Here is a 21,156-nt window from a genome sequence, read left to right as displayed (position 1 = left end):
CGACCGGGCGCCGTCTGGATCTGTCGCTTCACCGCCGCGACCCCCACACTTCGGACGGAGACAACGGCGAACGGAAGCGGTGTGGGTATGGCGGCAACGGTGTGGGATCTGTCGCTGCCCGCCCTCCTCCTTGCGCTCGGCATCGTGGTGGCCGGCGGCGTCGTCCGCGGTTTCGGTGGCTTCGGTGGTGCGATGGTGTGGGTGGCGGGACTTGTCGTCCTGCTCCCGCCGACGTCGGTGATCCCCACCGTGTTCGTCCTCGAGGTCGTCGCGAGCGCCGCGATGCTGCCCCAGGTGTGGCGGCAAGTGCACTGGAAGTCGTTGCGCTGGTTGTTCGTCGGCACCCTGATCGGCATGCCGCTCGGGATGTGGGCGCTTACACAGCTGTCCGGTGACCTGGTGCGGGTGCTCCTGGGTGTGGCGATCATCGGCTCCGCCGTCGCGATGGCCGCCGCCCCCGACCGCCAGTCACTGCCCGGCCCCGGTGCGACGACCGTGACGGGCGTGGCGTCCGGCCTCCTCAACGGCGGCTTCGCCCTCGGTGGTCCACCCGCCGTCCTGATGTATTTTTCCGCGTCCTCCCACGTGGCGGCCGGGCGTGCCTCGCTCGTCGTGTTCTTCCTCGTCATCGACGCGTTCGGCGCCGCCGGCTCGGCTGCCGGTGGTCTCCTCACGGTTCCCGTCCTGGCGCAGATCGCCTTGTTCACGCCGCTCTGCATGTTCGGCGCCGCCGCGGGAAAATCGTTGTTCGACCGCACCACCGCCCAGCAGGTCCGCCAACGGGTGCTGTGGCTACTCGGCTTCCTCGGCGCCGCCGTCCTCGTGCAGGTGGCGTTGCGCTGAGGCGATTTTCGCCGCGCAGTTACCGTGAGTGGCGGAAACTCGCCTGGCACGCCTGGCCGAGGAGCGCGATACCTTCTTCGATCGAGCGTAGGGGAATCGCTCCGTAGCCGATTCGAAAGTTGTTGCGCGGCGGCACGGGCTGTGTGTAGAAGATGTCACCCCGTTCGATGAGGACTCCGCGGGTTTCCGCCTCGCGCACCAGGACCCGGCAATCGAGGTTCTCGGGCCCGGTCATCCACAGGCTGACGCCACCGGGCGGATACGACTCCTGCGGCCAGGGAAGGTACTTGTCGACGGCCGCGCAGAGGCGTTCCCATTTGTGCTTCATCTGGCTGCGGTGGTGTCGCAGTGCACGGTGGTACTCGCCGCTGTCGATCAGCATGGCCAGGGCGCGTTGCTGATGGCCGGGTGGGTGGCGCAGCACGTACCGGCGGGCATTGCGCAGTTCGCGGACCAGGTCGGCGGGCCCGACGAGGTAACCGAGGCGCAGTCCGGGTGCCAGGAATTTCGAGAAGGTGCCGAGATACACGGCGTCGCCGCTGGAGTCGAGTGCTTTGAGTGCCGGGCTGGGACTGCCGTGGTAGCGGAATTCGCTGTCGTAGTCGTCCTCGACGATGACGGTGCCGGATTCGGCGGCGAGTTGTAGCAGGTGCTGACGCCGGTCGATTCCGAGGGTCGCGTTGGTCGGATGATGGTGACTGGGCGTCAGGTACATCAGATCGGTGCCGCGCAGAGTGTCCGGTGGGCGCAGGCCGCGCTCGTCGACGTCGATGCCGTACACCTGGGCGCCGGTGCGCAGGAAGATGTGCCGGGCATCGAGATAGCCCGGGTTCTCGATGGCCACGCGGTGTTCCGGGCCGAGCAGTACCCGCCCGACGAGGTCCAGGCCTTGCTGTGATCCGACGGTGATGAGTACTTCGTCCGCACTTGCTTCGATTCCGCGGGACGGCAGCAGGTGCTGGCGGATCATGTCGATGAGCATCGGGTCGTCCGCTCCGACGCTGTCCTGAAGGCTCGCGTAGGCGTGCGGTTGATACAGCGCGTCACGGAGGCAGCGCACCCAGGCGCGGGCGGGGAAGCTCCGGATGTCGATCTGGCCGGCCAGGAAGGGGTAGGGATAACTGTGCCAGTCGAGATTCTTCTCGATGTGTGGAACGTCGACGTCGGCGTAACGCCTTATCCGAGTGGACCAGTCGATGCGTGGGATGGTCGCGCGCGCGTCGGATGCCAGGGTCTCGATCATGTCGGGATTCACGAACATGCCCGACCGCTGATGGCTCTGGACCAGACCCTCCGCGATCAACTCCTGATAGGCGAGATTGATCGTGTTCCGCGAAATCGCCAGGTCGACGGCAAGCTCGCGGGAGCTCGGAAGGCGGTGACGTGGATCGAAGAGTCCGTTGGCGATGCCGTGCTCGATCGCCCGCCGAACCTGACGGTAGAGCGGCTCGGTGGAAGTGCGGTCGACCTCGATCAGTGTTCTCGGCACGCATCGCCTCCTGTACATCAACGGCGGGCTGACGACGAGGCCGGCCCGGCACGCCGAGAAGTTCTCGGGTGAGCACTCCTCAGTATGCCGGGCCGGCGGGTGGAATCAGACGAGGTCGAGCGCTTCTTCCACGCCGATCGACTCGATTCCGAGTGCGACGCCGACCGCATCGTTGGTGAGCCGCCCCGCGACCGTGCTGACGCCCGCGCGGAGAGCGGCGTTCTCCCGCGCGGCGCGCGCGAGTCCCTTCTCGGCGATCTGCAACGTGTAGGGCAGGGTGACGTTGGTCAGCGCATGCGTGGAGGTGTGCGGCACCGCTCCGGGCATGTTCGCCACGCAGTAGAACACCGAGTCGTGGACCCGGAACGTGGGGTCTGCATGGGTGGTGGGACGCGAATCTTCGAAGCACCCGCCCTGGTCGATGGCGATGTCGACGAGAACGCTGCCTGGCTTCATCCGGGAGACCAGCGAGTTCGAGATGATCTTCGGGGCCTTCGCACCGGGGACGAGCACGGCGCCGATGACGAGGTCGGCCTGCATGACCTCCTGCTCGATGGAGTACGCGTTGGCGGCGAGGGTGCGGATCCGGCCCTGGTACATCCGATCGGCGGCGCGGAGCTTGTCGACGTTCTTGTCGAACAGGACGACGTCCGCCCAGGTGCCGGCGGCGACCGCGACGGCGTTCATACCCGACACGCCGGCGCCGATGACGACGACGCGGGCAGGCAGCACACCGGACACCCCGCCGATGAGTACGCCTCGGCCACCCTCGGGGCGCATGAGTGCCTGTGCACCGACGAGTGGCGCGAGCCGGCCGGCGACCTCACTCATCGGGAACAGCAGGGGCAGTGACCCGTCGGGAAGTTGAACGGTCTCGTACGCAATGGAATTGGTTCGCGCAGAGAGCAGGGCGCGGGTGCACTCTTCACCCGCAGCGAGGTGCAGGTAGGTGAACAGTGTGAGGTCCGAACGCATCCGGTGGTATTCCTCCGCGATGGGCTCTTTGACCTTGAGGACCAGTTCGGCGCTCTGCCAGACGGCGTCGGCCGTGTCGAGGATCTTTGCCCCCGCGGCGCCATAGGCGTCGTCTCCGATCGACGATCCCTCTCCCGCACCACGTTCCACGAACACGTCGTGTCCGTGAGTGACGAGTTCGTGCACTCCGGCCGGAGTGGCCGCTACCCGGTACTCGTGGTTCTTGACTTCCTTGGGGATACCGATCCTCATCTGAGACCTCCGTTGGCTGGGCTGATCACTGCTCCGTCCACAAGTCGTGGTGCCGGGGCGATAACGAAGTCTGGATCACTCTGGCATGGGACCAGAAGGACCAGTTTTGCGTCGGCTATCGGGACCAGTCTGGACCCATCGAATACCGCTCTTCTGGCCCTGACCTGCGGTCCGCGCCGTCCGTATGGTGTGGATCACAGCCATTCGACAACGAAGGAGATGGTCGTGGACGTCACCGAATTGCGAGCACGGGCCCGCCGGCACCTCGGACCTCATTTCACCCGCAAGGACACCTGGGACAGCGACTTCCCGGTGTTCGTTCGTGGCGAGGGCAGCTATCTGATCGACACCGAGGGGGACCGTTTCCTCGACGGTCTGGCAGGCCTGTTCTGCGTGAACATCGGTCACGGCCGCGACGACATCGCCAAGGCGGCGAGCGAGCAGATCGGGACGCTGGCGTACGCCTCGAACTGGGGCAGCGCCCACATTCCCGCGATCGAGGCGTCCGCGCTCATCGCCGACCTCGCGCCCGGCGATCTCGGGACGACCTTCTTCGTCAACTCGGGATCCGAGGCGGTGGAAACGGCCGTCAAGTTCGCCCGGCAGTACCACCGCAGCCAGGGCAACCCCCAGCGAACCAAGATCATCAGTCGCGAGATGGCGTATCACGGAACCACTCTCGGCGCGCTCTCGGTGACGCAGCTGCCCAAGATCAAAGACCCGTTCGGACCGCTGCTGCCCGGGGTTCGCTCCGTGCCCAACACCCTCGGTTACCTCGGCGACTGCGGCCCGGCGAACGAGCTCGACTGCATCGCCGCGATCGAAGCCGTCATCGAGGAAGAGGGCGCCGAGACCATCGCAGCCGTGTTCGCCGAGCCGGTTCAGAACGGGCGCGGCGCCCTCGTTCCGCCGGACGGGTACTGGCCCGCGCTGCGCGCGCTGTGCGACAGGCACGGGATCCTGCTCGTTTCGGACGAGGTGATCTGCTCGTTCGGCCGCCTCGGACACTGGTTCGGGCACGGGCTCACCGGTGTGGTGCCCGACATGATCACGTTCGCGAAGGGGTCCACCTCCGGATACGCCCCGCTCGGCGGCCTGATCGTCCGCGAGCAGCTGGTCCGCGAGCTGTACGACTCGCCCAAGGGCGGCGTATTCACGCACGGCGCGACGTGGGGCGGACACCCGGTGTCGACGGCGGTGGCGGTCGCCAACATCACCGCGATGCGCGACGAGAACGTGCTGGGCAACGTCACCGCGCGTGGGCCGAAGTTGCGGTCGGCACTCGACTCGCTGATGAACGCGCACCGCTGCGTCAAGGACGTGCGCGGCACCGGCTTCTTCTACGCGATCGAACTGATGGCCGACAGCGACAGCGGCCGTGAGTTCACCGAGCAGGAGTCGCTGACGGTGTTGCGCAAGGTGCTGCCGGAGGCGTTCGCCCGCACCAAGGTCATTCTCCGCGGCGACGACCGTGGTGCCACGATGCTGATGATTTCGCCGCCGCTCGTCGCCGACGACGAGGTGCTCTCGGAGCTGCTCCACGGAATCGACAGCATGCTCACCGACATCGAGAAGGCAATCCAGCCGTAGGGAACGATACGTTCCCCGAGTTCCAGCGGGTGGCGGTCGTCGGGTTCGACGACCGCCACCCCTCTTCGTAGTGATGGGAGAGCGAGGCCATGGCCCCGAGCGTCACCGCTGTACCACTCATTGACGCTGCACGAGTACAGGATCCGTCGCTGATCGACCACTGGATCACCACCCTGAGAGGGGCGAATCGCGTCGTCGGTCTCGCGGACGGAGAAGACGAACGCGCAATCCGTGCGGCCCACCACCTGCACCACAAGTGTGTCGTCTCCCCCAGGTTGTTCGGGCGGCGGGATTTCATCCGGCGTATCGCCGAGGCTGCGAGTATCCCCCTCGCCGAGGAACTCGTCATCGACCTCGCCGAGGCGGCCGCCGACCCCATGATCCGCGACGCCGTCGAATCAGGATTCGCCAAATACCCCGATCGGATCGAGTCGGCGCTGTCCGACCCGGTGTGCCTCGCCGCGGCGGCCTTACGCGCGGGAATGGTCGATGCCTGCGTCGCGGGGGCGAGCAGGCCGACGTCCGACGTGCTGCGAGCCGGATTGCGCATCGTCGGTCTCGCACCGGGCTCGAGCATCCTGTCGAGTTCGTTCTTGATGCTGCTACCGGACGGCAGGCAGCTGACGTTCTCCGACTGCGCCGTTGTGCCCGACCCCACCGTCGATGAACTGGTGGATATAGCCCTGGCCGCAAGCGCCACCCACTTCCAGCTCACCGAGCAGCCGCCCGTCGCGGCAATGCTGTCGTTCAGTACGCAGGGCAGTGCCAGCCACCCGCGGGTGGAGAAGGTCCGCGAGGCGGTGCAGCGGGTGCGGTTGCGTGACCCGGACCTGCACGTCGATGGAGATCTTCAGTTCGATGCCGCCCTCGTCGCCGAGATCGCGGCGTCGAAGGCTCCGGATTCGAGGGTCGCCGGCCGCGCGAATGTCCTGGTCTTTCCGAATCTCGACGCCGGGAACATCGGATACAAGATCGCGCAGCGGCTCGGTGGCGCAACAGCGCTGGGACCGATTCTGCAGGGACTGTCGGCGCCGTGGAACGATCTGTCCCGCGGATGCAGCAGCAGCGACATCGAGTTGATGTCTCTGGTGAGTGCGATCCAATCGCTGGCCACCTGATCGACCTCGTCACCGAGGCCTCCGAACGAAGGGATTCACCATGGCGATGCTGATACTGGGTGCCCTCTGTATCGGTATTGCCTCGGTCATCGGTGGCGCCACCGGATTCGGAACGGCCCTCATCGCGACCCCGGTCATGTTGATGGCCGGATTCGACGTCGCCGAGGTGGTGTTCGTGAACCTCGTCGCGGGACTGGTCACCCGCCTCAGCGCGGCATATCAGCTGCGGAACCAGATCAATTGGGGCAGAGTGGCGTTGTTGGGAGCCGGCAGCCTGCCAGGGGCGTGGTTGGGTGCCGTCACGCTGAGCATGCTGCCGGAGCAATTTTTGAAACCGGCTGCGGGAGCGTTGGTCATGATGTGCGGAGTCGCCATGGCTCTTCCAGTGCGGACGGAGACACCACGGACGCCGTCGACCCCGGCGCTGGCGCTCACCGGGGCCGTCGGCGGATATCTCGGAACCACCACATCTCTCAACGGACCACCCCCCGTGCTGCTGCTCATGCGGGCGCGGCTGCCGCCACTGTCCTTCATCGCTGATCTCGCGGGCTACTTCATCGTCGCCAATGTCATGGCGTTGGCAATTCTCTGGTTTCGCGACGAGGTGACGGAGTCGATGATCTGGCCACGCCTTCCGGTATTCGTGCTCGCTGCCTTGGTGGGCAACCTCATCGGACTGGCGATTGCCCGGCGATTGCCGCCGGGCGTATTCCGCTCTGCCGTCATCGTGTTGGTGATCGCCGCAGGCGCGGTGACCCTCACCGTCGGCTAGGCACGCGGGCTCAGCGATCGATCCCGACCCGGCGGACCAGACGCACCAGTTCCCCTGCGGGATCGTCGAGTTGACGGGGTCCGCGCCATGCCGCGCGCAGTACGCGGTCGAGGTCGAGACCCTCCACGTCGATCACCTTCAGCTCGCCGGCCTCCACCTGCTCCGCCACGGCGAGTGTGCTCATCACCGCCGGGCCGACCCCGGCCAGCACACTGGTGCGAATGGCGGCGGCGCTGCCGAGTTCGAGGAGCGGTGCCGCCCTGTCGTATTCCTGTAAGGCCACATCGAGCGTGGTGCGAGTACCCGAGCCCGGTTCACGGGCAAGTAGGGGCGTCATGGCCAACTCGGCTACGGACAGTGCTTTACGCCTGCGCGCCCACGGATGGGTGGGATGAACGATGACCACCAACCGGTCACGCGCCACCGTGAGGCTTTTCAGGGGTCTCGGCACCGAGGGGGATTCGACGAACCCGACGTCGCACGTCCGGCCGGCTACCCGGTCGAACACCTGCGTCGAATTATGCACCTGCAGATGGATGGTGACGTCCGGGTGCTGGCTGCGGAACTGGCCCAGCCAGGCCGGCATCAGGTGCTCTGCCACCGTCATGCTGGCGGCGACCGTCAGTTCGGCGGTGCGTTCGGCGCGCAATCCGTCCGCCACATCGAGCAGTCGGCGGGTATCGGAGAGAACCCGGCGAGCCCAGTGCGCGATCACCGTGCCTTGAGGGGTCAACGTGGAGCCAGTCGGACTGCGCTGCAGCAGTGTCATGCCGAACTGGCGCTCGAGTTGTTTCACGGCGCGGCTCGCGTTCGGCTGGGCCATTCCAGCGAGTCTACTGGCGGCGCCGAGACTTCCATGGTCGTCGACGCCGACGAGTAACTCGAGCACGGCGAAGTCGGGCCATTTGCGGGACATGCATTCAGTATATGGCCTGCGCGCAAGACATATCGATCTGATATGTGCCCATGCCGAACTGACGGCTACCGCAAATGTCGATTCTGATCGACCGTAGACGTATGAGTAGTCAGCTGAGGGAATCGAAGTCCGAGGAACAGCGCGCCCCGAGCCCCGCCGCGCTGCCGCGACTGCACAACGCTACGGCCACTCTCCTGCCGGGTCTGGCGCTGTGCGCCGTCGCGACCGCCATCGCGATGGGTGTCGGCCGGTTCCTTCCGACGGTGAGCCCGCTGCTCATCGCCATCGTTCTCGGCGCCGTTCTGTCGAACGTCGTGCATCTGCCCGGACGCCTGCGCCCGGGACTGCAGTTCTCCGCCAAGAAATTGTTGCGGGTGGGTATCGCGCTCCTCGGACTCCAGTTGATGCTGAGCGACATCCTCGGACTCGGTTGGGGCGTCATCGTCGTGGTCGTCTCGATCGTCTGTCTCGGCATCGTGGGAACGATGTTCGTGGGCAAGCTGCTCGGCCTCAGCTGGACCCAGCGTCTGCTCATCGCCTGCGGATTCTCGATCTGCGGTGCGGCCGCCGTGGCAGCGGTCGACGGAGTCGTCGACGCCGACGAGGAAGAGGTGATCACCGCGGTCGCGCTCGTCGTCATCTTCGGCACGCTCATGATCCCCGCGATTCCGCTGCTGTCGCGGGCGCTGGGACTCTCCGACACCGACGCCGGCCTGTGGGCGGGGGGCTCCATCCACGAGGTTGCGCAGGTCGTCGCCGCGGGCGGCGCGATCGGCGGTGCCGCCCTCGGCGTCGCCGCGGTGGTCAAACTCGCGCGAGTCCTCATGCTCGCCCCGGTCATGGCCGTTCTCAGCCTGCGCCAGCGCAGACTCGCCGGCACCGACGCCGACGTGAAGCGGCCCCCGCTCGTCCCGCTCTTCGTCCTCGCGTTCCTCGCCTGCGTCGGCCTGCGGTCGTCCGGCCTGCTGCCCGCCGGCCTGCTCGCCGAGGCCAAGATCGTGCAGACCGCCCTGCTCACCGCCGCGATGTTCGCCCTCGGCGCCGGCGTCCAGATCGCCACGATCAAGAAGGTCGGTGCGCGGCCCTTCGTGCTGGCGGGCATCTCCACCGTCTGGGTGGCCTCGATCGCGCTGGTCGGTGTTCTTCTGGTGGGGTGACTACCGCGGCATCAGTGCTGGACGGGTCCGGTACCGAGGAGATCCGCGTACTCGTCGGGAAGCTGGGCCACCACGTCGTCGAACTCACCGCCCGTCACGGACGCCTTCAGTGCGGCCAGCACCGCCCGCGCGTGCTGACGGGCCTGTTCTTTACTGCACCCCAGGCCTTCGTCCTCGGCGACCTTCCCGTAGAACTCATCGACTCCGAACCGCTCGCCGGGCCCGGTAGCGGGCAAGGTATCGGTGAACGCCGGCGGCAATTGTGCGGCGAGATCCTTGGTCTCACCACCGGACAGACGCTGGCCGAGCACCCGCAATGTCGCCCGGATAGCGGCCTCGCCGTGCTCGACGGTATCGATTCCTGCGGTGCTGCGCACTGCGGAAACGAGCTCTTCCTGGTTCATCTGTGCTCCTCCATTCTTCTGTGGGCCTTCTCTTCTGTGGGTCTTCGAAGGGCGTTCCCGGAGTTCGCCTGGGACCAGCGGTCGGACGTGCCGGTGGAGTCTCATCTATGGAGCGGTTTCGGGCCGGGAGCCTCTTCGACGCCATGCTTGCGCCCTACCCACCCGAGCTGGTCATCAAACCTCGAGAATTGCGGTGCGTGCATGGCCGAGCTCCGGGCGCCGACCTGCCCAGTGAAGAGCTCATGGTCAAGGTGGTACCGAAGCGAAGTGACGAGTTCACCTGCACCAGTTGCTTCCTCGTCCATCACCGTAGCCGGTTGGCCGAGCGTGCCGAGGGACGGATGACCTGCCGCGACTGCGCCGATTGATCGATCTATCCGCCGCAGTGGACCTGGAACAGCGGCCTCGGCCGGGCGTGCGCGCTGGTGACCTTTTGCCCTGGCCAGTGGGGATGAAAGGTCGTTATGATCGGATTCTGCCGTCCCCGAGAAGACGAGGGCGGCGCCGCGAAAAGCCCACCTCACCGTGGGTGCGGTCGGCGGTCACCGTCGGCGCGGCGCGAGCCCCCGGAACATTCCCGGCTTCGTCGTTTCGTTTCACCGCGCCGACGGCAACGCCTGTAGGCAGGGGGCGAGACGCAGGCAGGACGCGAGGAGGACGAGCGCGATGACCATCGCACCGCACATCACCACCGATCACGACGAGATTCGCCGGTGGGTTCAGGCGCATCACGGGGCTCCTGCGCGGGACAGTGCGGGACAGTTGCGGATCGACTTCCTCGGGGCCGTCACCGGGTTGGAGCGCCTGTCCTGGGACGAGTGGTTCACCGCGTTCGAGGAGCGGTCGCTGGCCCTGTGCTACCCGGAGCCGCATATCCGCGGCGGCACCAGCGCCTGGTTCGAACTGGTGCCCCGCGACGGGGCTGAACTCGGCGCGATCACATGAGCGCCGCGATCCGGCCGTACCGCCGTGGATGAGGAGGTGCGATGACAAGAGCGGTGTCCGAGTCGGGCGGTGGTTATTCTCGAATGATGGCAATCCCGGATTTCACGGTCGGCACTACCGCTGCGATGGCCGGCCTCGAGAGCTCCTTTGCCGACGAGCTGGACGCCCTGACGGTGCCATGGCAGGGCGCACCGGCGCCCGACCCGAAGTTGCTCGTGCTCAACGAGCAGCTCGCTGCGTCGTTGCGGCTGGATATAGAGGCGTTGCGAAGCGAGGAAGGGGTCGCAGTCCTGTCCGGGTCGACGGCCCCGGCTGGGGCCAAGCCGGTGGCGATGGCGTATGCCGGCCATCAGTTCGGTGGCTACGTACCCCTCCTGGGGGATGGTCGGGCGTTACTGCTCGGTGAAGTGAAGAACGGTGACGGCCGCCGCGTGGATGTACATCTCAAGGGTTCGGGGCGCACACCGTTCTCGCGGGGCGGCGACGGTTTCGCTGTTGTGGGCCCGATGCTGCGTGAATACCTGGTCAGCGAGGCGATGTATGCCATCGGCGTCCCGACGACGCGCGCGCTGTCGGTGGTGGCGACCGGTCGGCACGTTCTTCGAGACGGCGCCGAGCCCGGTGCCGTGCTAGCCCGGGTTGCGGCCAGTCACCTGCGGGTCGGCACCTTCGAATTCGCGGTGCGGCGGGGTGAGGTGTTGCAGCCCCTCGCCGACTACGCGATCGCCCGCCACTACCCGGAGTTGACCGAACTGCCGGAGGCGGGTCACGGCAATCGCTACCTGGCGTTCTTCGAGGCGGTGGTCGAGGCTCAGGCGTCACTGGTGGCGCAGTGGATGCTCACCGGGTTCGTGCACGGGGTGATGAACACCGACAACACGACCATTTCAGGGGAGACCATCGACTACGGTCCGTGCGCTTTCCTCGACGCATTCGATCCGGCTGCAGTGTTCAGTTCGATCGACCACGGCGGCCGCTATGCGTTCGGCAACCAGCCCGCCGTCCTGAAGTGGAACCTGGCGCGCTTCGCGGAAACCATGCTGACGCTTGTCGATTCGACGGTGGATGACGCGATTACCGCGGTCACGGCGGTCCTCGACACCTTCGACGAGCGGTACGACCGCCACTACTCGGCGGGTATGGCGGCAAAGCTCGGTGTAGTCGGCACGCTCACCGATCGTGCGTTGATCGACGACCTGTTGACGCTGATGGAGGAACACGGTGCCGACTGGACGGGCACCTTCCGCGCTCTCGCGGAGGAGCTACGCGGGAACTCGACGCCTCTCGGCGAGCAAGTACCGCGCGAGCACATCGGGTCATGGTTGGAACGCTGGCGCGGCGTCCTGACCGCAGACGGGCTCGGGGCAGCTGACACCGCAGCTGCAATGGACAGCGTCAACCCGCTGTACATCCCGCGCAACCATCAGGTCGATGCTGCTTTGCGCGCCGCGACCGGCGGTGATCTCGCTCCGTTCGAGAAGCTGCTCGAGGTTGTTACGCATCCGTTCGACCACCGCGACGAGTGGTCCGACTACACCACGCCCGCACCGCGTGCATTCAGCGATACCTTCCAAACCTTCTGCGGCACCTGACCTACGGACCCATGGCCACGCCGAGCGGTTCGCGGTCGTTCACGACGATGCTCGGGCACAGTCCCAGACCACCCGTCCGTCGGATCGGACGCGAGCACCCGCCGCAGGCAGATGAGAAGTTAGCCGGCCGTCGTGCATGAGGTGCTCGACTTCGACCTCGTGGGCGAGGACGGCGACGTCGGCGACGAGGCGGCGGTGGCAACGCCACCACACACTCTCACTGCACATCATCGCCGTTCGCTGCCGACTCGCCTGCTCCACCAACTCGGCGAAGGCGTCAGCGAACTCGGTCGTGCGGGTATACGCCGCGTACGCAGCGAACTGGTCGACCTGCCACCAGGGGTCCTCCCGCTCCTCGCCGGGCGGAAGGTGCCGGCGCCCGCCCAGCCGCGGTTCGTGGCGGTAGTCGATTCCCGCGTGCGGTAACCATTGCGTGAGCGCCTCACTGCTGACGTCGGGGTTGTGACGACTGCCGGGATATCGACGAATGTCGACTACCGCTTCCACGCCTGCCGTCTCCAGCAGCGTCGTCATATCTTCCCGGCCGAGTCGGCCGTGCCCCACCGAGAACAACATCGTCTCGCCTCCTCTGCGGGGAACGGATTCGGAGCGCTGGTGGTGATATTACGAGTCGGTGAATGCAGGGTCCGGGTCGCCGTCCACCGACACTCTCAGGTGATATCGTTGGTGTGATATCGGAGGTGGTCACAGTGGAACAGATCCTGATTCGCAACCTTCCCGCGGGAACCAAGGCCGCCTTGCGGGCGCGCGCCGAGCAGCATCACCGGTCGGTCGAAGCAGAGGTACGCGAGATCCTCGCCGAGGCCCTCGCACGGGAGCCGGTCACGCTCGTCGACCTGCTGGGTACCGATGAGGGTGCCGAGATCGAGTTCGAGCCCGGACGCCTCGGTCTGACCGCCCGAACTGCAGAGTTGTGAAGTACGTCTTGGACACGAATGTCGTGTCCGCGCTGCGTGTCCGGGGATGCAACAGGTCGGTCGAGGCCTGGTCGGCATCGGTGCCGGTGGCCGACCTTTTCGCGACGGCCATGACCATTGCCGAGATCGAGCGGGGCGTGGTGGCCAAGGAGCGTTCCGACCCGGCGCAAGGAAGGGTCCTGCGCCGGTGGTTCGACGAGCGGGTCCTGCCCGCCTTCGCCGACCGAGTTCTCCCGTTCGATCTGCCGGCCGCACGCGTGCTGGCCACCTACCGGGTGCCCGAGCATGCGCCGTTCGACGACGCTCTCATCGCCGCCGTCGCGCAGGCCGCCGAGATGATCGTTGCGACGCGCAACACCAAGGACTTCGAGCCGCTCGGCGTCCGATGCGTCAACCCGTGGGAATCGAAATTCTGAGGCCAGACTTCGGTGTGAAAATCCGTCGACCGGGCGATAACTTCTGATCTGCCAGCGGATGACCGTCACTGAGGTCCGCTCTATGCTGGTGCGGTGTTCTTACTATTCGGTTTCGGCACCAAGCGGCAACACCTCGGCTCGGGGCAGACGCGAACGTGCCCGCGCTGTCACAACACCACACAGTGGGCACGGATGCGGGAATCCAAGCAGTTCACGTTGTTTTTCGTTCCCGTCGCACGCTGGAATCGCCGGCAATTCGAGGAATGTGGCATCTGCGGCACCGCCGTCGAGGTCTGACCCACCGGGCAGAGTAGCCGCAGTTCGCGCCCTCACACTGGTTCGAGTACGCGGGTGACACTTGATTCGGCCAAACCCATGCTGGTGGTCATGCCGATTCCTGTGGTGACGGTGACGATGTGGACGCCACTGATGGGTTCCGCGAGAAGGAACTCCGAACCGGCCGCGGAACTGTATACGCCCTGCCATCGCTCGCTGACGTCGATCACGTCCACTCCGAACAACTTCCGGGCTTCGGCGAGCAGAACCTCGAATCCGGCCTCGCTCTGGAACGGCGACGCGGTGATCTCACGAATGTGAGTATCACCAATGAGAATCGAGCCGTCGGGTTGCGGGGTGTACATCTGGTGCAAGTCCAGATCCACATAGCCGGGAAACTGTGTGCGCAGCCTTTCCGCCACGAGCGCGGTCGCCGGGAGGCTGTCGAACCCGGAATACCGAAGCAGGGACCAGCCCGTGAACAGCGGCGTCGGAAGCGGGAAGCGGAGTGGCAGGGTGGCGCGAATCATGTGCAACCGGCACCGTACCAAGCCACCGCGCTCGGCATGATCGGGGAAAAGCCGGTCGATGTCGTGGTTCACGGTCACGAAGATCGTGTTCGCCCGGAGCGGCCCGCGGGAGGTGTAGACCGTACCGGCGTCGAAAGACGTTGCCGCCGTGCGCCAGTGGAAACGCACGCCGGACTGCTCCAGCCACTTCGCGATCGACGGAGCGGCCTGGCGTGGATCCACCTGAAAGTCCATCGGCAGGTACATCCCTCCGATGACGTCTTCCCCGGAGATTGGTATTCGGTCGAGGATCTGGCGGCGGTCGAGCTCTTGCGCGCGGTCCGGACCGTGCTTCTCTGCGAATTGCCGCAGAACCGCGAACTCGTCTTCGTGGCGGGCAACGCAGTGTGTTCCCGTCTCCGCCGCCCAGAATCCTGCCTTCCTCGACAGATCGAGCCAGTGTCGGCGACCGGCCTCCGCGTAGGCAAATGCGGGACCGGACTGGGCTGTGATGCAGGCATGTCCGAAGTTCTGGACGGAGGCCCCCGCGACAGCGTCTGCCTGGTCGACCACCGCCACCGTCAGTCCCCGCTCCCGGGCGTGGTACGCGTGGGCGAGCCCGACGATCCCGGCGCCCACAACAATGACGTCGTAGGTCGGTGGTGTTGTCATATCGAATTCGTCTCTCTTCGTCTCACGTGGTTCGGTGGTTCGGGCCGAGTGGGGCACGGAAAACTGCAGTCGTTTCAGGCATCCATTACCGCGGTGAAGGTCATGCGGTCACCGCGATAGAGCGATCGCCGCTGCTCGATAGGTACGCCGCCGTCGTCGTAGGACACACGATTGAGCAGGAACATCGGCGTCCTGGTATCGACGGTCAGCAGCGCAGCCTCTCGCGCATCGGGCAGCACGGTCTCGATGGTGTCGACGACGCGACCGAAAATGATTCCGCGCGCCCGTAGTTCAGCATAGAGCGAGGCGCGATGATCGAATTCCTCGATCAGACCCGGGACACGGTGAGCCGGTATACGCGTGGTCTCCAATCCGACTCGGGTGTCGCCCGTGGTGAAGACGCGTTCCAACTGCACGACGGCGGAGCCGGTGTCGATGTGCAGCAGTTCGGCGAGCCCGTCGTCCGCCTCTTCGACGCTCCAGCCGACCAGAATACGTGTGGCCGACAGACCTTTTTCGCGTGCGGCTTCGGTGTACGAACCGATGGCCAAGGGAAGCACTACTTTTGGATCGGCAACCACCGTCGCACGTCCGCGCCGTTCGATCCGGCCCGCCACGAGAAGTTCGCGAATAGCCTGCCGAAGTGTCTCCCGAGCGACGTCGTACCGCACGGCGAGTTCGCGTTCGGACGGAAACGGATCACCGGGCGCGAGGTTCTCGAGCAATGCGTCGAGGTTCTTGCGCACGATCTGGTGCTTGAGAATCCGAGGTTCCGCGTCGACAACCATGAGATCACCTTATCACTTTTGGTCTAGACCAATTCTTCATCGAGCGTTCACCGGAGCTTCACTCGACTACACCGCTTTGGTCTATACCAAACGGCACTGTGTGTGCCATGCCGAACTCGACCGCCGCTGCCGTGCGCAGCGCACTGACCACTCCGTCCACTGCCGCGACCGAACTCGTCGTCCTCGACATGGCCGGCACCACCGTCGCAGACGACGGCCTCGTCATCGCCGCATTCGACACCGCCGCGACCGCTGTCGGTCTCGCCGAGACGGGTGTCGAGCGAGACGACGCCCGTCGGTACGTAGTGGACACGATGGGCCAGTCCAAGATCGAGGTCTTCCGCGCACTGTTCGGCGACGAAGACCGCGCCCAGGCCGCCAACACCGCCTTCGAAGCCGCCTACGACGCACGCATCGACGATGGTGTCACGCCGATCGCCGGTGCCGCCGAGGCCATTACCTGTCTCCGCGAGGCAGGCATCGCAGTGGCGTTGACGACGGGTTTCTCCGCAGCCACACAAGACCGCATCCTCGACGCCCTGGGATGGCAGAGCATCGCAGATGCTTACCTGGCGCCGGGTGCGGGAGTCCGCGGACGCCCGCACCCCGACCTCGTTCTCACTGCCGCCCTACGCAACCAGGTCAGCGACATCGCGAACGTGATCGTCGTCGGTGACACCTCGAGCGACATTCTGTCGGGCCTCCGCGCAGGCGCCTCTGTACTCGTCGGTGTGCTCACCGGCGCCCATTCGCAGGATGAGCTTCGCGGCGCAGGCGCAACCCACGTTCTCGACAGTGTCGCGGATCTGCCCGCTCTCGTACTGCCCTGAGGTTCTCCGCGCTGACGCTTCACGCCCCGTCATTCGCACACATTCACCGAACGGACCACGAACCATGAACGCCATCGCCCCCCGCCGCGCCGGTATCACCGCCGCGCTGCTCTCCGTCGCCGCGCTGGTCGCCTCCGGCTGCTCCAGTTCCGGCGCTGAGGCCACCACCGAACAAGGGTTCCCCGAAACCCTCACCCTCGCTGCCATTCCCGCTGAGAACTCGACCGACCTGAAAGCCAGCTACGACCCGGTGATCGAACGCCTGCAGCGTGAGACCGGAGCCACCGTCGAATTCGTACAGGCATCCGACTACGCGGGCGTCGTCGAAGGTCTGATCGCGGGCAACGTCGACCTTGCATTCTTCGGTCCGTTCGCCTACGTCGTGGCCGGCCTCAACGGCGCGCAGATGACCCCGCTCGGTGCCGTCGTCAAGGATGAAGGAACACCTCCCGGATACCAGTCCTATGGGATCACTCGCTCGGACAACACCACGGTCAAAGGTCTCGCCGACTATGCAGGCAAAAAAGTGTGCTTCGTCGACCCGAGTTCGACGTCCGGGTTCTTGTACCCCTCGGCCGGCCTCATCGAGGAAGGCGTCGTGGCGTCCGGATCGGAGGCCGACATCTCCGCCGGTGTGACGCCGATCTACGCCGGTGGGCACGACGCGTCCGCGCTCGCGGTCAAGGCGGGAGACTGCGACGCCGGCTTCGCCTTCGACACGATGGTCGACAAGACGATGATCGACAACGGAGAGCTCGCGCCGGGTGAGCTGAAGACGGTGTGGGAATCCGAGATGATCGCCGGATCGTTGTTCGCCGCGAACAACGCACTCGGGACCGAAGCGATTGACACGCTCGAGAAGGTGTTCAGCGAGGGTATGAACTCCGACGCGTTCATCGCCGACGGCATCTGTTCCGAGGAATGCCGCATCACCGACGAGCGTGCCTGGGGCGTCGTACCGGCGCAGGACAGCGATTACGACGGCGTCCGCCACGTATGCGAGGTCACCGGCTCCGAGAAGTGCCAGGGCTGAGCATGTTCACGCATATCGATCACAGTGACACCGTCGTCGTCAGCGCACGCGACGTCACCAAGAGATTCAGTTCGACGACGGCATTGCGGAACGTCAACCTCGACGTGCACCGCAGCGAAATGCTGGTACTGCTGGGCCTGTCGGGCTCGGGCAAGTCGACACTGCTGCGGTGCATCAATGGGCTGCACCCTGTCACTGCCGGCAGCATCACCGCCCTGGGCACCCGCGTCGACACCGCGCCGCGTCGGCAGGTCCGCGACCTGCGCAAGAATGTCGGTTTCATCTTCCAGCACTTCAATCTCGTCGGCCGCCTCAGCTGTCTCGAAAACGTACTCACGGGTGGTCTCGGGCGGCTGACACTTCCCCGCTACGGTGCGCTGACCTATCCGAAGGCGATGCGCGCCGAGGCCATGCGGTGCCTCGACCGGGTAGGGCTCGCGGATTTCGCCGAGCGTCGAGCGGACACTCTGTCCGGCGGGCAGCAGCAGCGCGTCGCCATCGCTCGGACGCTGATGCAGCGACCGAGCATCGTCCTCGCGGACGAACCCGTGGCCTCGCTCGATCCCGAGAACGCGCGTGTGGTCCTGGACCTGTTGCACCGGGTGTGCACCGAAGAACAACTGACTGTCGTGTGCACGCTGCATCAAGTCGATCTCGCGCTCGGCTGGGCGCACCGCCTTGTCGGCTTGCGCGATGGTGAAGTCGTTCTCGACCGACCCGCAGCGGGATTGCAGCGCGAGGAGGTGATGCCGATCTATCAGCGCATCACACCCGAGGTGAACACCGTGTCGGCGGCATCGGCATGACCACCACCCTCGGCCCACCCACACCGAAAACGATTCTTGTCGCCGCCGATTCCCGTCGACGGTGGTTGATGCCCGCGCTGAGTGTGGCTGCTCTCGTCCTGACGATCCTGTCGGCCGGCTACATCGATTTCGCGCCGACCACCCTCGTCGAGGGTCTCGAAGATGTTCAGCGTCTGCTTGCGCGCATGCTTCCGCCGCGGGTCGACGACCCAGGCCGCATCGTTTCGCTCGCGTTCGAAACCTTGCTCATGGCCGTACTCGGTACCGTCCTCGCGGCGATCGCGTCCGTTCCGCTGGCCTTCCTCGCCGCGCGGAACACCGCCCCGCATCCGTTGGTGTACAACGTTGCTCGGGCCGTGATTACGTTCTGCCGGGCGATGCCCGATCTGCTGTTCGCCGTGTTGTTCGTGCGTGCGCTCGGAATCGGGGTCGTGCCGGGGGTCCTCGCATTGGCGCTGCACTCGATCGGCATGCTCGGAAAGTTGTTCGCCGACGCCATCGAGCAGACCGATGCCGGGCCGCGCGAGGCCATCCGCGCCACCGGTGTCGGTCCTCTACGGGAGATGATCAATGCCGTCCTCCCGCAGGTGGTTCCCGCGTGGATCGGTGCCTTCATCTATCGCATCGATATCAACCTGCGCATGTCGGTCGTCCTCGGTTTCGTCGGCGCGGGAGGTATCGGTTTCGCGCTGCAGGACGCATTGCGGGGCCTGATCTATCCGCGGGCGCTCGGGATCGTGCTCATCATTCTGGCCATCATCGCGGTGATGGAACTGGTGGCGATTGCTCTTCGGCGTATGTTGCTCGTGCCTTCCGAAGCCGGGCCGCACGGGGATCGAGCCATGCGCATCGGTGCGTCGATGGCGCTGGGCCTCTCTGTTGTCGCGTCGTTCGTCGTGCTCGAAATCGACCCGCGAATTCTGGTGACGTGGGTCGGTCCGTCGATCGAGGTGTTCGGCCGCATGGCGCCACCCGACTTCTCCTCCCTCGGAACCGAATTGCTCGACGCCGCCATTCAGACCGTCGCCATCGGTGTCGTCTCCACCGCGATCGGCGTCGTGCTGTCGATTCCGGTCGGGATCCTGGCCGCACGCAACGTCACCCCGCACCCGGCCGTGTATTGGGTTGCACGATGGTGGATTCTGGTCGTGCGCGCGGTGCCCGAGCTCATCCTCGCTGTGGTGTTCGTTGCGGCCCTTGGACTCGGACCCGTCGCAGGCACCTGCGCGTTGGCGATCGGGTCGATCGGATTCCTCGCCAAACTCGTTGCCGACGCTGTCGAAGAAATCGACCCAGGACCACTCGACGCCGTGACTTCCGTCGGTGGCGGATGGTGGAAGAGGCTGTTCAGTGCAGTGGTGCCTCAGGCGATACCGTCGATCGTGGGGTCGAGCCTCTATCTGCTCGATGTGAACATCCGCACCTCCACCATTCTGGGCGTCGTCGGTGCAGGCGGTGTCGGCTTCCTGCTCTTCGAGTCCATCCGGACTTTGAACTTCGAGGTCGCCGGGGCGATCGTGCTGGTCATCTTCGTAGTCGTATACATCGTCGAAAGGGTCTCCGGATGGATCAGATCACTGCTGGTGTGACGCGTGCCGCGGTGTGGACCCGTGACGGTATCGACGTCCGTGACGTGGCAATCCCGAACCTGGAGCCAGGAGAGTTGCTGGTGCAGATCACTCTGGCGACGGTGTGCGGCAGTGACCTGCACACCGTCTCCGGTCGTCGCTCTGCACCCTGCCCGTCGATACTCGGGCACGAAGCAGTCGGGCGGGTGGTCGCCGTGGGGGGTGGTGCCGCCCCGGCATCCGTCGGGGACCGCATCGTGTGGTCGGTGACCGTCCCGTGCGGTCGATGCGCCCGTTGCGCGATCGGGTTCACCGCCAAATGCACCGACGTTCGCAAGGTGGGACACGAGCGTGCGGAGGGTCGGTGGGTGCTGAGCGGGTCGTACGCCGAGCACATCGTTCTACCGTTCGGCACCGCGATCGCTCACGTCCCGGATTCGATGCCGGACGCGGTAGCCGCCCCGGCTGCGTGCGCGACGGCGACCGTGATGGCCACCTTGGAAGCGGCAGGTTCCCTGGAGGACAGGCGGGTGTTGATCGTCGGCGCCGGCATGCTCGGTGTCACCGCGGCCGCGGCTGCCCGCGAACGTGGCGCGTCGGTCCGGGTGATCGATCGCGACACCGGACGCCAAGATCAGGCTCGGGCTTTCGGAGCGGTCGACGACGACGGCGATCACGTCGACGTTGCCATCGACTTCTCCGGCGCCTCCTCCGCGGTGCAGGCCGCGCTGAGCCGGCTCGACACCGGTGGTCGACTCGTCCTCACCGGTTCGGTTGCGCCCGGGCCACCGATAGCGATCGACCCCGAAACCGTAGTGCGGCAATGGCTGACGATCACAGGCGTCCACAACTACGAGCCGCGGCACCTCGCTCAAGCGGTGCCATTTCTCGACGCCACCCGCGAGAGCTACCCGTGGGCGAAGTTGGTCGACGCACCAGTGCCACTCGATCAGCTGGGGCGCGTCCTGAAGCCGACGCCGCCGGGCATTCTTCGTTCGTCTGTCGCACCGCAGAACGCCTGACCGTCTGCAATGGTGTGCGTCTTGACGGGCTGCCTCTGAAGGGCTCTCGCACATGAGACTGCAGCGCATGCAGCCCCTCGAGTTTCCAACTGACGAGATGTCTCGGCCGTCCGGGCGTTGAGCAGGTGTTTCCGTGGGCCGGGGTGGGGGTCGCGGAAAGTGATGGTTGACACAAGACCCAGTTGCTGTAGATCATCTATAGGAACTGTTTCTGAGTCAGCAAAGGATTGTGGTGCCATGAGTAA

At 65.8% G+C, this 21,156-nt stretch carries 22 protein-coding genes and 1 pseudogene; 16 read left to right on the top strand and 7 right to left on the bottom strand.

Features of this window, described 5'->3' with window-relative positions:
* Positions 1-87: 87 nt before the first annotated feature.
* Positions 88-843: a sulfite exporter TauE/SafE family protein gene (locus ACH49N_RS22135; protein WP_358274766.1), complete on the top strand. Its 756-nt coding sequence runs from the start codon at positions 88-90 to the stop codon at positions 841-843.
* Positions 844-862: 19 nt separating this feature from the next.
* Here ACH49N_RS22135 and ACH49N_RS22130 read toward each other — a convergent pair whose 3' ends face one another.
* Together ACH49N_RS22130 and ald are read right to left on the bottom strand one after the other, a co-directional pair.
* Entirely contained in the window at positions 863-2,332 is a 1,470-nt protein-coding gene (locus ACH49N_RS22130; RefSeq protein WP_358274767.1) for a PLP-dependent aminotransferase family protein, read from the bottom strand.
* Between the two features lie 105 nt (positions 2,333-2,437).
* Positions 2,438-3,559, bottom strand: coding sequence for an alanine dehydrogenase (ald, locus tag ACH49N_RS22125; protein WP_358274769.1), 1,122 nt, complete (start codon positions 3,557-3,559; stop codon positions 2,438-2,440).
* Positions 3,560-3,778: 219 nt separating this feature from the next.
* On the opposite strand from ald, the gene ACH49N_RS22120 reads away from it, so the two are divergent.
* The 3 genes from ACH49N_RS22120 (at position 3,779) to ACH49N_RS22110 (ending at position 7,039) form a co-directional block, all read left to right on the top strand.
* Positions 3,779-5,149 carry an aspartate aminotransferase family protein gene (locus ACH49N_RS22120; protein WP_358274771.1) on the top strand — a complete coding sequence of 457 codons (1,371 nt, stop codon included), beginning with the start codon at positions 3,779-3,781 and terminating at the stop codon, positions 5,147-5,149.
* An 89-nt stretch (positions 5,150-5,238) separates the two neighbouring features.
* The gene (locus ACH49N_RS22115) at positions 5,239-6,267 is read left to right on the top strand and encodes a phosphotransacetylase (RefSeq protein WP_358274772.1); all 1,029 of its coding nucleotides are present in this window, start codon (positions 5,239-5,241) and stop codon (positions 6,265-6,267) included.
* A gap of 40 nt (positions 6,268-6,307) precedes the next feature.
* A complete protein-coding gene (locus tag ACH49N_RS22110) occupies positions 6,308-7,039 on the top strand; it encodes a sulfite exporter TauE/SafE family protein (RefSeq protein WP_358274774.1) in 732 nt (243 codons plus the stop codon).
* 10 nt (positions 7,040-7,049) lie between these two features.
* Here the strand turns inward: ACH49N_RS22110 and ACH49N_RS22105 are convergent, their stop codons facing one another.
* Complete coding sequence (locus ACH49N_RS22105; RefSeq protein ID WP_358274776.1) at positions 7,050-7,955, bottom strand: LysR family transcriptional regulator; 906 nt, start codon at positions 7,953-7,955, stop codon at positions 7,050-7,052.
* 101 nt (positions 7,956-8,056) lie between these two features.
* Between ACH49N_RS22105 and ACH49N_RS22100 the strand changes: the two genes are divergently transcribed.
* Positions 8,057-9,112, top strand: coding sequence for a putative sulfate exporter family transporter (locus ACH49N_RS22100; protein ID WP_358274777.1), 1,056 nt, complete (start codon positions 8,057-8,059; stop codon positions 9,110-9,112).
* Positions 9,113-9,123: 11 nt separating this feature from the next.
* Here ACH49N_RS22100 and ACH49N_RS22095 read toward each other — a convergent pair whose 3' ends face one another.
* Positions 9,124-9,516: a DUF2267 domain-containing protein gene (locus tag ACH49N_RS22095; protein ID WP_358274779.1), complete on the bottom strand. Its 393-nt coding sequence runs from the start codon at positions 9,514-9,516 to the stop codon at positions 9,124-9,126.
* Positions 9,517-9,728: 212 nt separating this feature from the next.
* On the opposite strand from ACH49N_RS22095, the pseudogene ACH49N_RS22090 reads away from it, so the two are divergent.
* From ACH49N_RS22090 to ACH49N_RS22080, 3 genes and pseudogenes are all read left to right on the top strand, one after another.
* Positions 9,729-9,884, top strand: a pseudogene (locus tag ACH49N_RS22090) (DUF4193 family protein); the annotation flags it as partial.
* Positions 9,885-10,182: 298 nt separating this feature from the next.
* Positions 10,183-10,461, top strand: coding sequence for a hypothetical protein (locus tag ACH49N_RS22085; protein WP_358274781.1), 279 nt, complete (start codon positions 10,183-10,185; stop codon positions 10,459-10,461).
* Between the two features lie 83 nt (positions 10,462-10,544).
* A complete protein-coding gene (locus ACH49N_RS22080) occupies positions 10,545-12,053 on the top strand; it encodes a protein adenylyltransferase SelO (protein ID WP_358274814.1) in 1,509 nt (502 codons plus the stop codon).
* A gap of 39 nt (positions 12,054-12,092) precedes the next feature.
* Here the strand turns inward: ACH49N_RS22080 and ACH49N_RS22075 are convergent, their stop codons facing one another.
* A complete protein-coding gene (locus tag ACH49N_RS22075) occupies positions 12,093-12,629 on the bottom strand; it encodes a DUF488 domain-containing protein (RefSeq protein ID WP_358274782.1) in 537 nt (178 codons plus the stop codon).
* 134 nt (positions 12,630-12,763) lie between these two features.
* Between ACH49N_RS22075 and ACH49N_RS22070 the strand changes: the two genes are divergently transcribed.
* From ACH49N_RS22070 to ACH49N_RS22060, 3 genes are all read left to right on the top strand, one after another.
* On the top strand, positions 12,764-12,991 hold the full coding sequence (locus ACH49N_RS22070) for a FitA-like ribbon-helix-helix domain-containing protein (RefSeq protein ID WP_358274783.1): 228 nt from the start codon (positions 12,764-12,766) through the stop codon (positions 12,989-12,991).
* A complete protein-coding gene (locus ACH49N_RS22065) occupies positions 12,988-13,407 on the top strand; it encodes a type II toxin-antitoxin system VapC family toxin (RefSeq protein WP_358274784.1) in 420 nt (139 codons plus the stop codon). The genes ACH49N_RS22070 and ACH49N_RS22065 overlap by 4 nt, the downstream gene beginning before the upstream one ends.
* 93 nt (positions 13,408-13,500) lie before the next feature.
* The gene (locus tag ACH49N_RS22060) at positions 13,501-13,704 is read left to right on the top strand and encodes a zinc-ribbon domain-containing protein (RefSeq protein WP_159926624.1); all 204 of its coding nucleotides are present in this window, start codon (positions 13,501-13,503) and stop codon (positions 13,702-13,704) included.
* A gap of 32 nt (positions 13,705-13,736) precedes the next feature.
* On the opposite strand, the gene ACH49N_RS22055 is transcribed toward ACH49N_RS22060, so the two are convergent.
* On the bottom strand, positions 13,737-14,864 hold the full coding sequence (locus ACH49N_RS22055; RefSeq protein WP_358274786.1) for a TIGR03364 family FAD-dependent oxidoreductase: 1,128 nt from the start codon (positions 14,862-14,864) through the stop codon (positions 13,737-13,739).
* 74 nt (positions 14,865-14,938) lie between these two features.
* On the bottom strand, positions 14,939-15,652 hold the full coding sequence (locus tag ACH49N_RS22050; protein ID WP_358274788.1) for a GntR family transcriptional regulator: 714 nt from the start codon (positions 15,650-15,652) through the stop codon (positions 14,939-14,941).
* Positions 15,653-15,759: 107 nt separating this feature from the next.
* On the opposite strand from ACH49N_RS22050, the gene ACH49N_RS22045 reads away from it, so the two are divergent.
* The 5 genes from ACH49N_RS22045 to ACH49N_RS22025 all read left to right on the top strand — a co-directional run bounded on the left by ACH49N_RS22045 (position 15,760) and on the right by ACH49N_RS22025 (position 20,911).
* Positions 15,760-16,482, top strand: a complete 723-nt coding sequence (locus tag ACH49N_RS22045; RefSeq protein ID WP_358274790.1) for a phosphonatase-like hydrolase — start codon at positions 15,760-15,762, stop codon at positions 16,480-16,482.
* A gap of 64 nt (positions 16,483-16,546) precedes the next feature.
* On the top strand, positions 16,547-17,515 hold the full coding sequence (locus ACH49N_RS22040; protein ID WP_358274792.1) for a phosphate/phosphite/phosphonate ABC transporter substrate-binding protein: 969 nt from the start codon (positions 16,547-16,549) through the stop codon (positions 17,513-17,515).
* A 2-nt stretch (positions 17,516-17,517) separates the two neighbouring features.
* The gene (gene phnC, locus ACH49N_RS22035) at positions 17,518-18,321 is read left to right on the top strand and encodes a phosphonate ABC transporter ATP-binding protein (protein WP_358274793.1); all 804 of its coding nucleotides are present in this window, start codon (positions 17,518-17,520) and stop codon (positions 18,319-18,321) included.
* Between the two features lie 68 nt (positions 18,322-18,389).
* Positions 18,390-19,910, top strand: a complete 1,521-nt coding sequence (gene phnE, locus ACH49N_RS22030; RefSeq protein WP_397504774.1) for a phosphonate ABC transporter, permease protein PhnE — start codon at positions 18,390-18,392, stop codon at positions 19,908-19,910.
* Positions 19,886-20,911 carry a zinc-binding dehydrogenase gene (locus tag ACH49N_RS22025; RefSeq protein WP_358274796.1) on the top strand — a complete coding sequence of 342 codons (1,026 nt, stop codon included), beginning with the start codon at positions 19,886-19,888 and terminating at the stop codon, positions 20,909-20,911. Before phnE ends, ACH49N_RS22025 begins: the two co-directional genes overlap by 25 nt.
* The last annotated feature ends 245 nt before the right edge of the window (positions 20,912-21,156 follow it).

This window comes from Rhodococcus sp. NPDC019647 (genome assembly GCF_044389235.1).
In the GTDB taxonomy this organism is placed as follows: Bacteria; Actinomycetota; Actinomycetes; order Mycobacteriales; family Mycobacteriaceae; genus Rhodococcus_F; species Rhodococcus_F oxybenzonivorans.
Note: the sequence above shows the minus strand (reverse complement) of the source record. Positions and strands in the feature narration are given on the sequence as shown.

What these genes read in the sequence shown, in the direction of transcription:
- ACH49N_RS22135 (WP_358274766.1), top strand. Translation starts at nt 88, where the DNA reads ATGGCGGCAACGGTGTGGGATCTGTCGCTGCCCGCCCTCCTCCTTGCG.
- ald (WP_358274769.1), bottom strand. Translation starts at nt 3,559, where the DNA reads ATGAGGATCGGTATCCCCAAGGAAGTCAAGAACCACGAGTACCGGGTA.
- ACH49N_RS22120 (WP_358274771.1), top strand. Translation starts at nt 3,779, where the DNA reads ATGGTCGTGGACGTCACCGAATTGCGAGCACGGGCCCGCCGGCACCTC.
- ACH49N_RS22115 (WP_358274772.1), top strand. Translation starts at nt 5,239, where the DNA reads ATGGCCCCGAGCGTCACCGCTGTACCACTCATTGACGCTGCACGAGTA.
- ACH49N_RS22110 (WP_358274774.1), top strand. Translation starts at nt 6,308, where the DNA reads ATGGCGATGCTGATACTGGGTGCCCTCTGTATCGGTATTGCCTCGGTC.
- ACH49N_RS22105 (WP_358274776.1), bottom strand. Translation starts at nt 7,955, where the DNA reads ATGTCCCGCAAATGGCCCGACTTCGCCGTGCTCGAGTTACTCGTCGGC.
- ACH49N_RS22100 (WP_358274777.1), top strand. Translation starts at nt 8,057, where the DNA reads ATGAGTAGTCAGCTGAGGGAATCGAAGTCCGAGGAACAGCGCGCCCCG.
- ACH49N_RS22095 (WP_358274779.1), bottom strand. Translation starts at nt 9,516, where the DNA reads ATGAACCAGGAAGAGCTCGTTTCCGCAGTGCGCAGCACCGCAGGAATC.
- ACH49N_RS22085 (WP_358274781.1), top strand. Translation starts at nt 10,183, where the DNA reads ATGACCATCGCACCGCACATCACCACCGATCACGACGAGATTCGCCGG.
- ACH49N_RS22080 (WP_358274814.1), top strand. Translation starts at nt 10,545, where the DNA reads ATGATGGCAATCCCGGATTTCACGGTCGGCACTACCGCTGCGATGGCC.
- ACH49N_RS22075 (WP_358274782.1), bottom strand. Translation starts at nt 12,629, where the DNA reads ATGTTGTTCTCGGTGGGGCACGGCCGACTCGGCCGGGAAGATATGACG.
- ACH49N_RS22055 (WP_358274786.1), bottom strand. Translation starts at nt 14,864, where the DNA reads ATGACAACACCACCGACCTACGACGTCATTGTTGTGGGCGCCGGGATC.
- ACH49N_RS22050 (WP_358274788.1), bottom strand. Translation starts at nt 15,652, where the DNA reads ATGGTTGTCGACGCGGAACCTCGGATTCTCAAGCACCAGATCGTGCGC.
- ACH49N_RS22045 (WP_358274790.1), top strand. Translation starts at nt 15,760, where the DNA reads ATGCCGAACTCGACCGCCGCTGCCGTGCGCAGCGCACTGACCACTCCG.
- ACH49N_RS22040 (WP_358274792.1), top strand. Translation starts at nt 16,547, where the DNA reads ATGAACGCCATCGCCCCCCGCCGCGCCGGTATCACCGCCGCGCTGCTC.
- phnC (WP_358274793.1), top strand. Translation starts at nt 17,518, where the DNA reads ATGTTCACGCATATCGATCACAGTGACACCGTCGTCGTCAGCGCACGC.
- phnE (WP_397504774.1), top strand. Translation starts at nt 18,390, where the DNA reads ATGCCCGCGCTGAGTGTGGCTGCTCTCGTCCTGACGATCCTGTCGGCC.
- ACH49N_RS22025 (WP_358274796.1), top strand. Translation starts at nt 19,886, where the DNA reads ATGGATCAGATCACTGCTGGTGTGACGCGTGCCGCGGTGTGGACCCGT.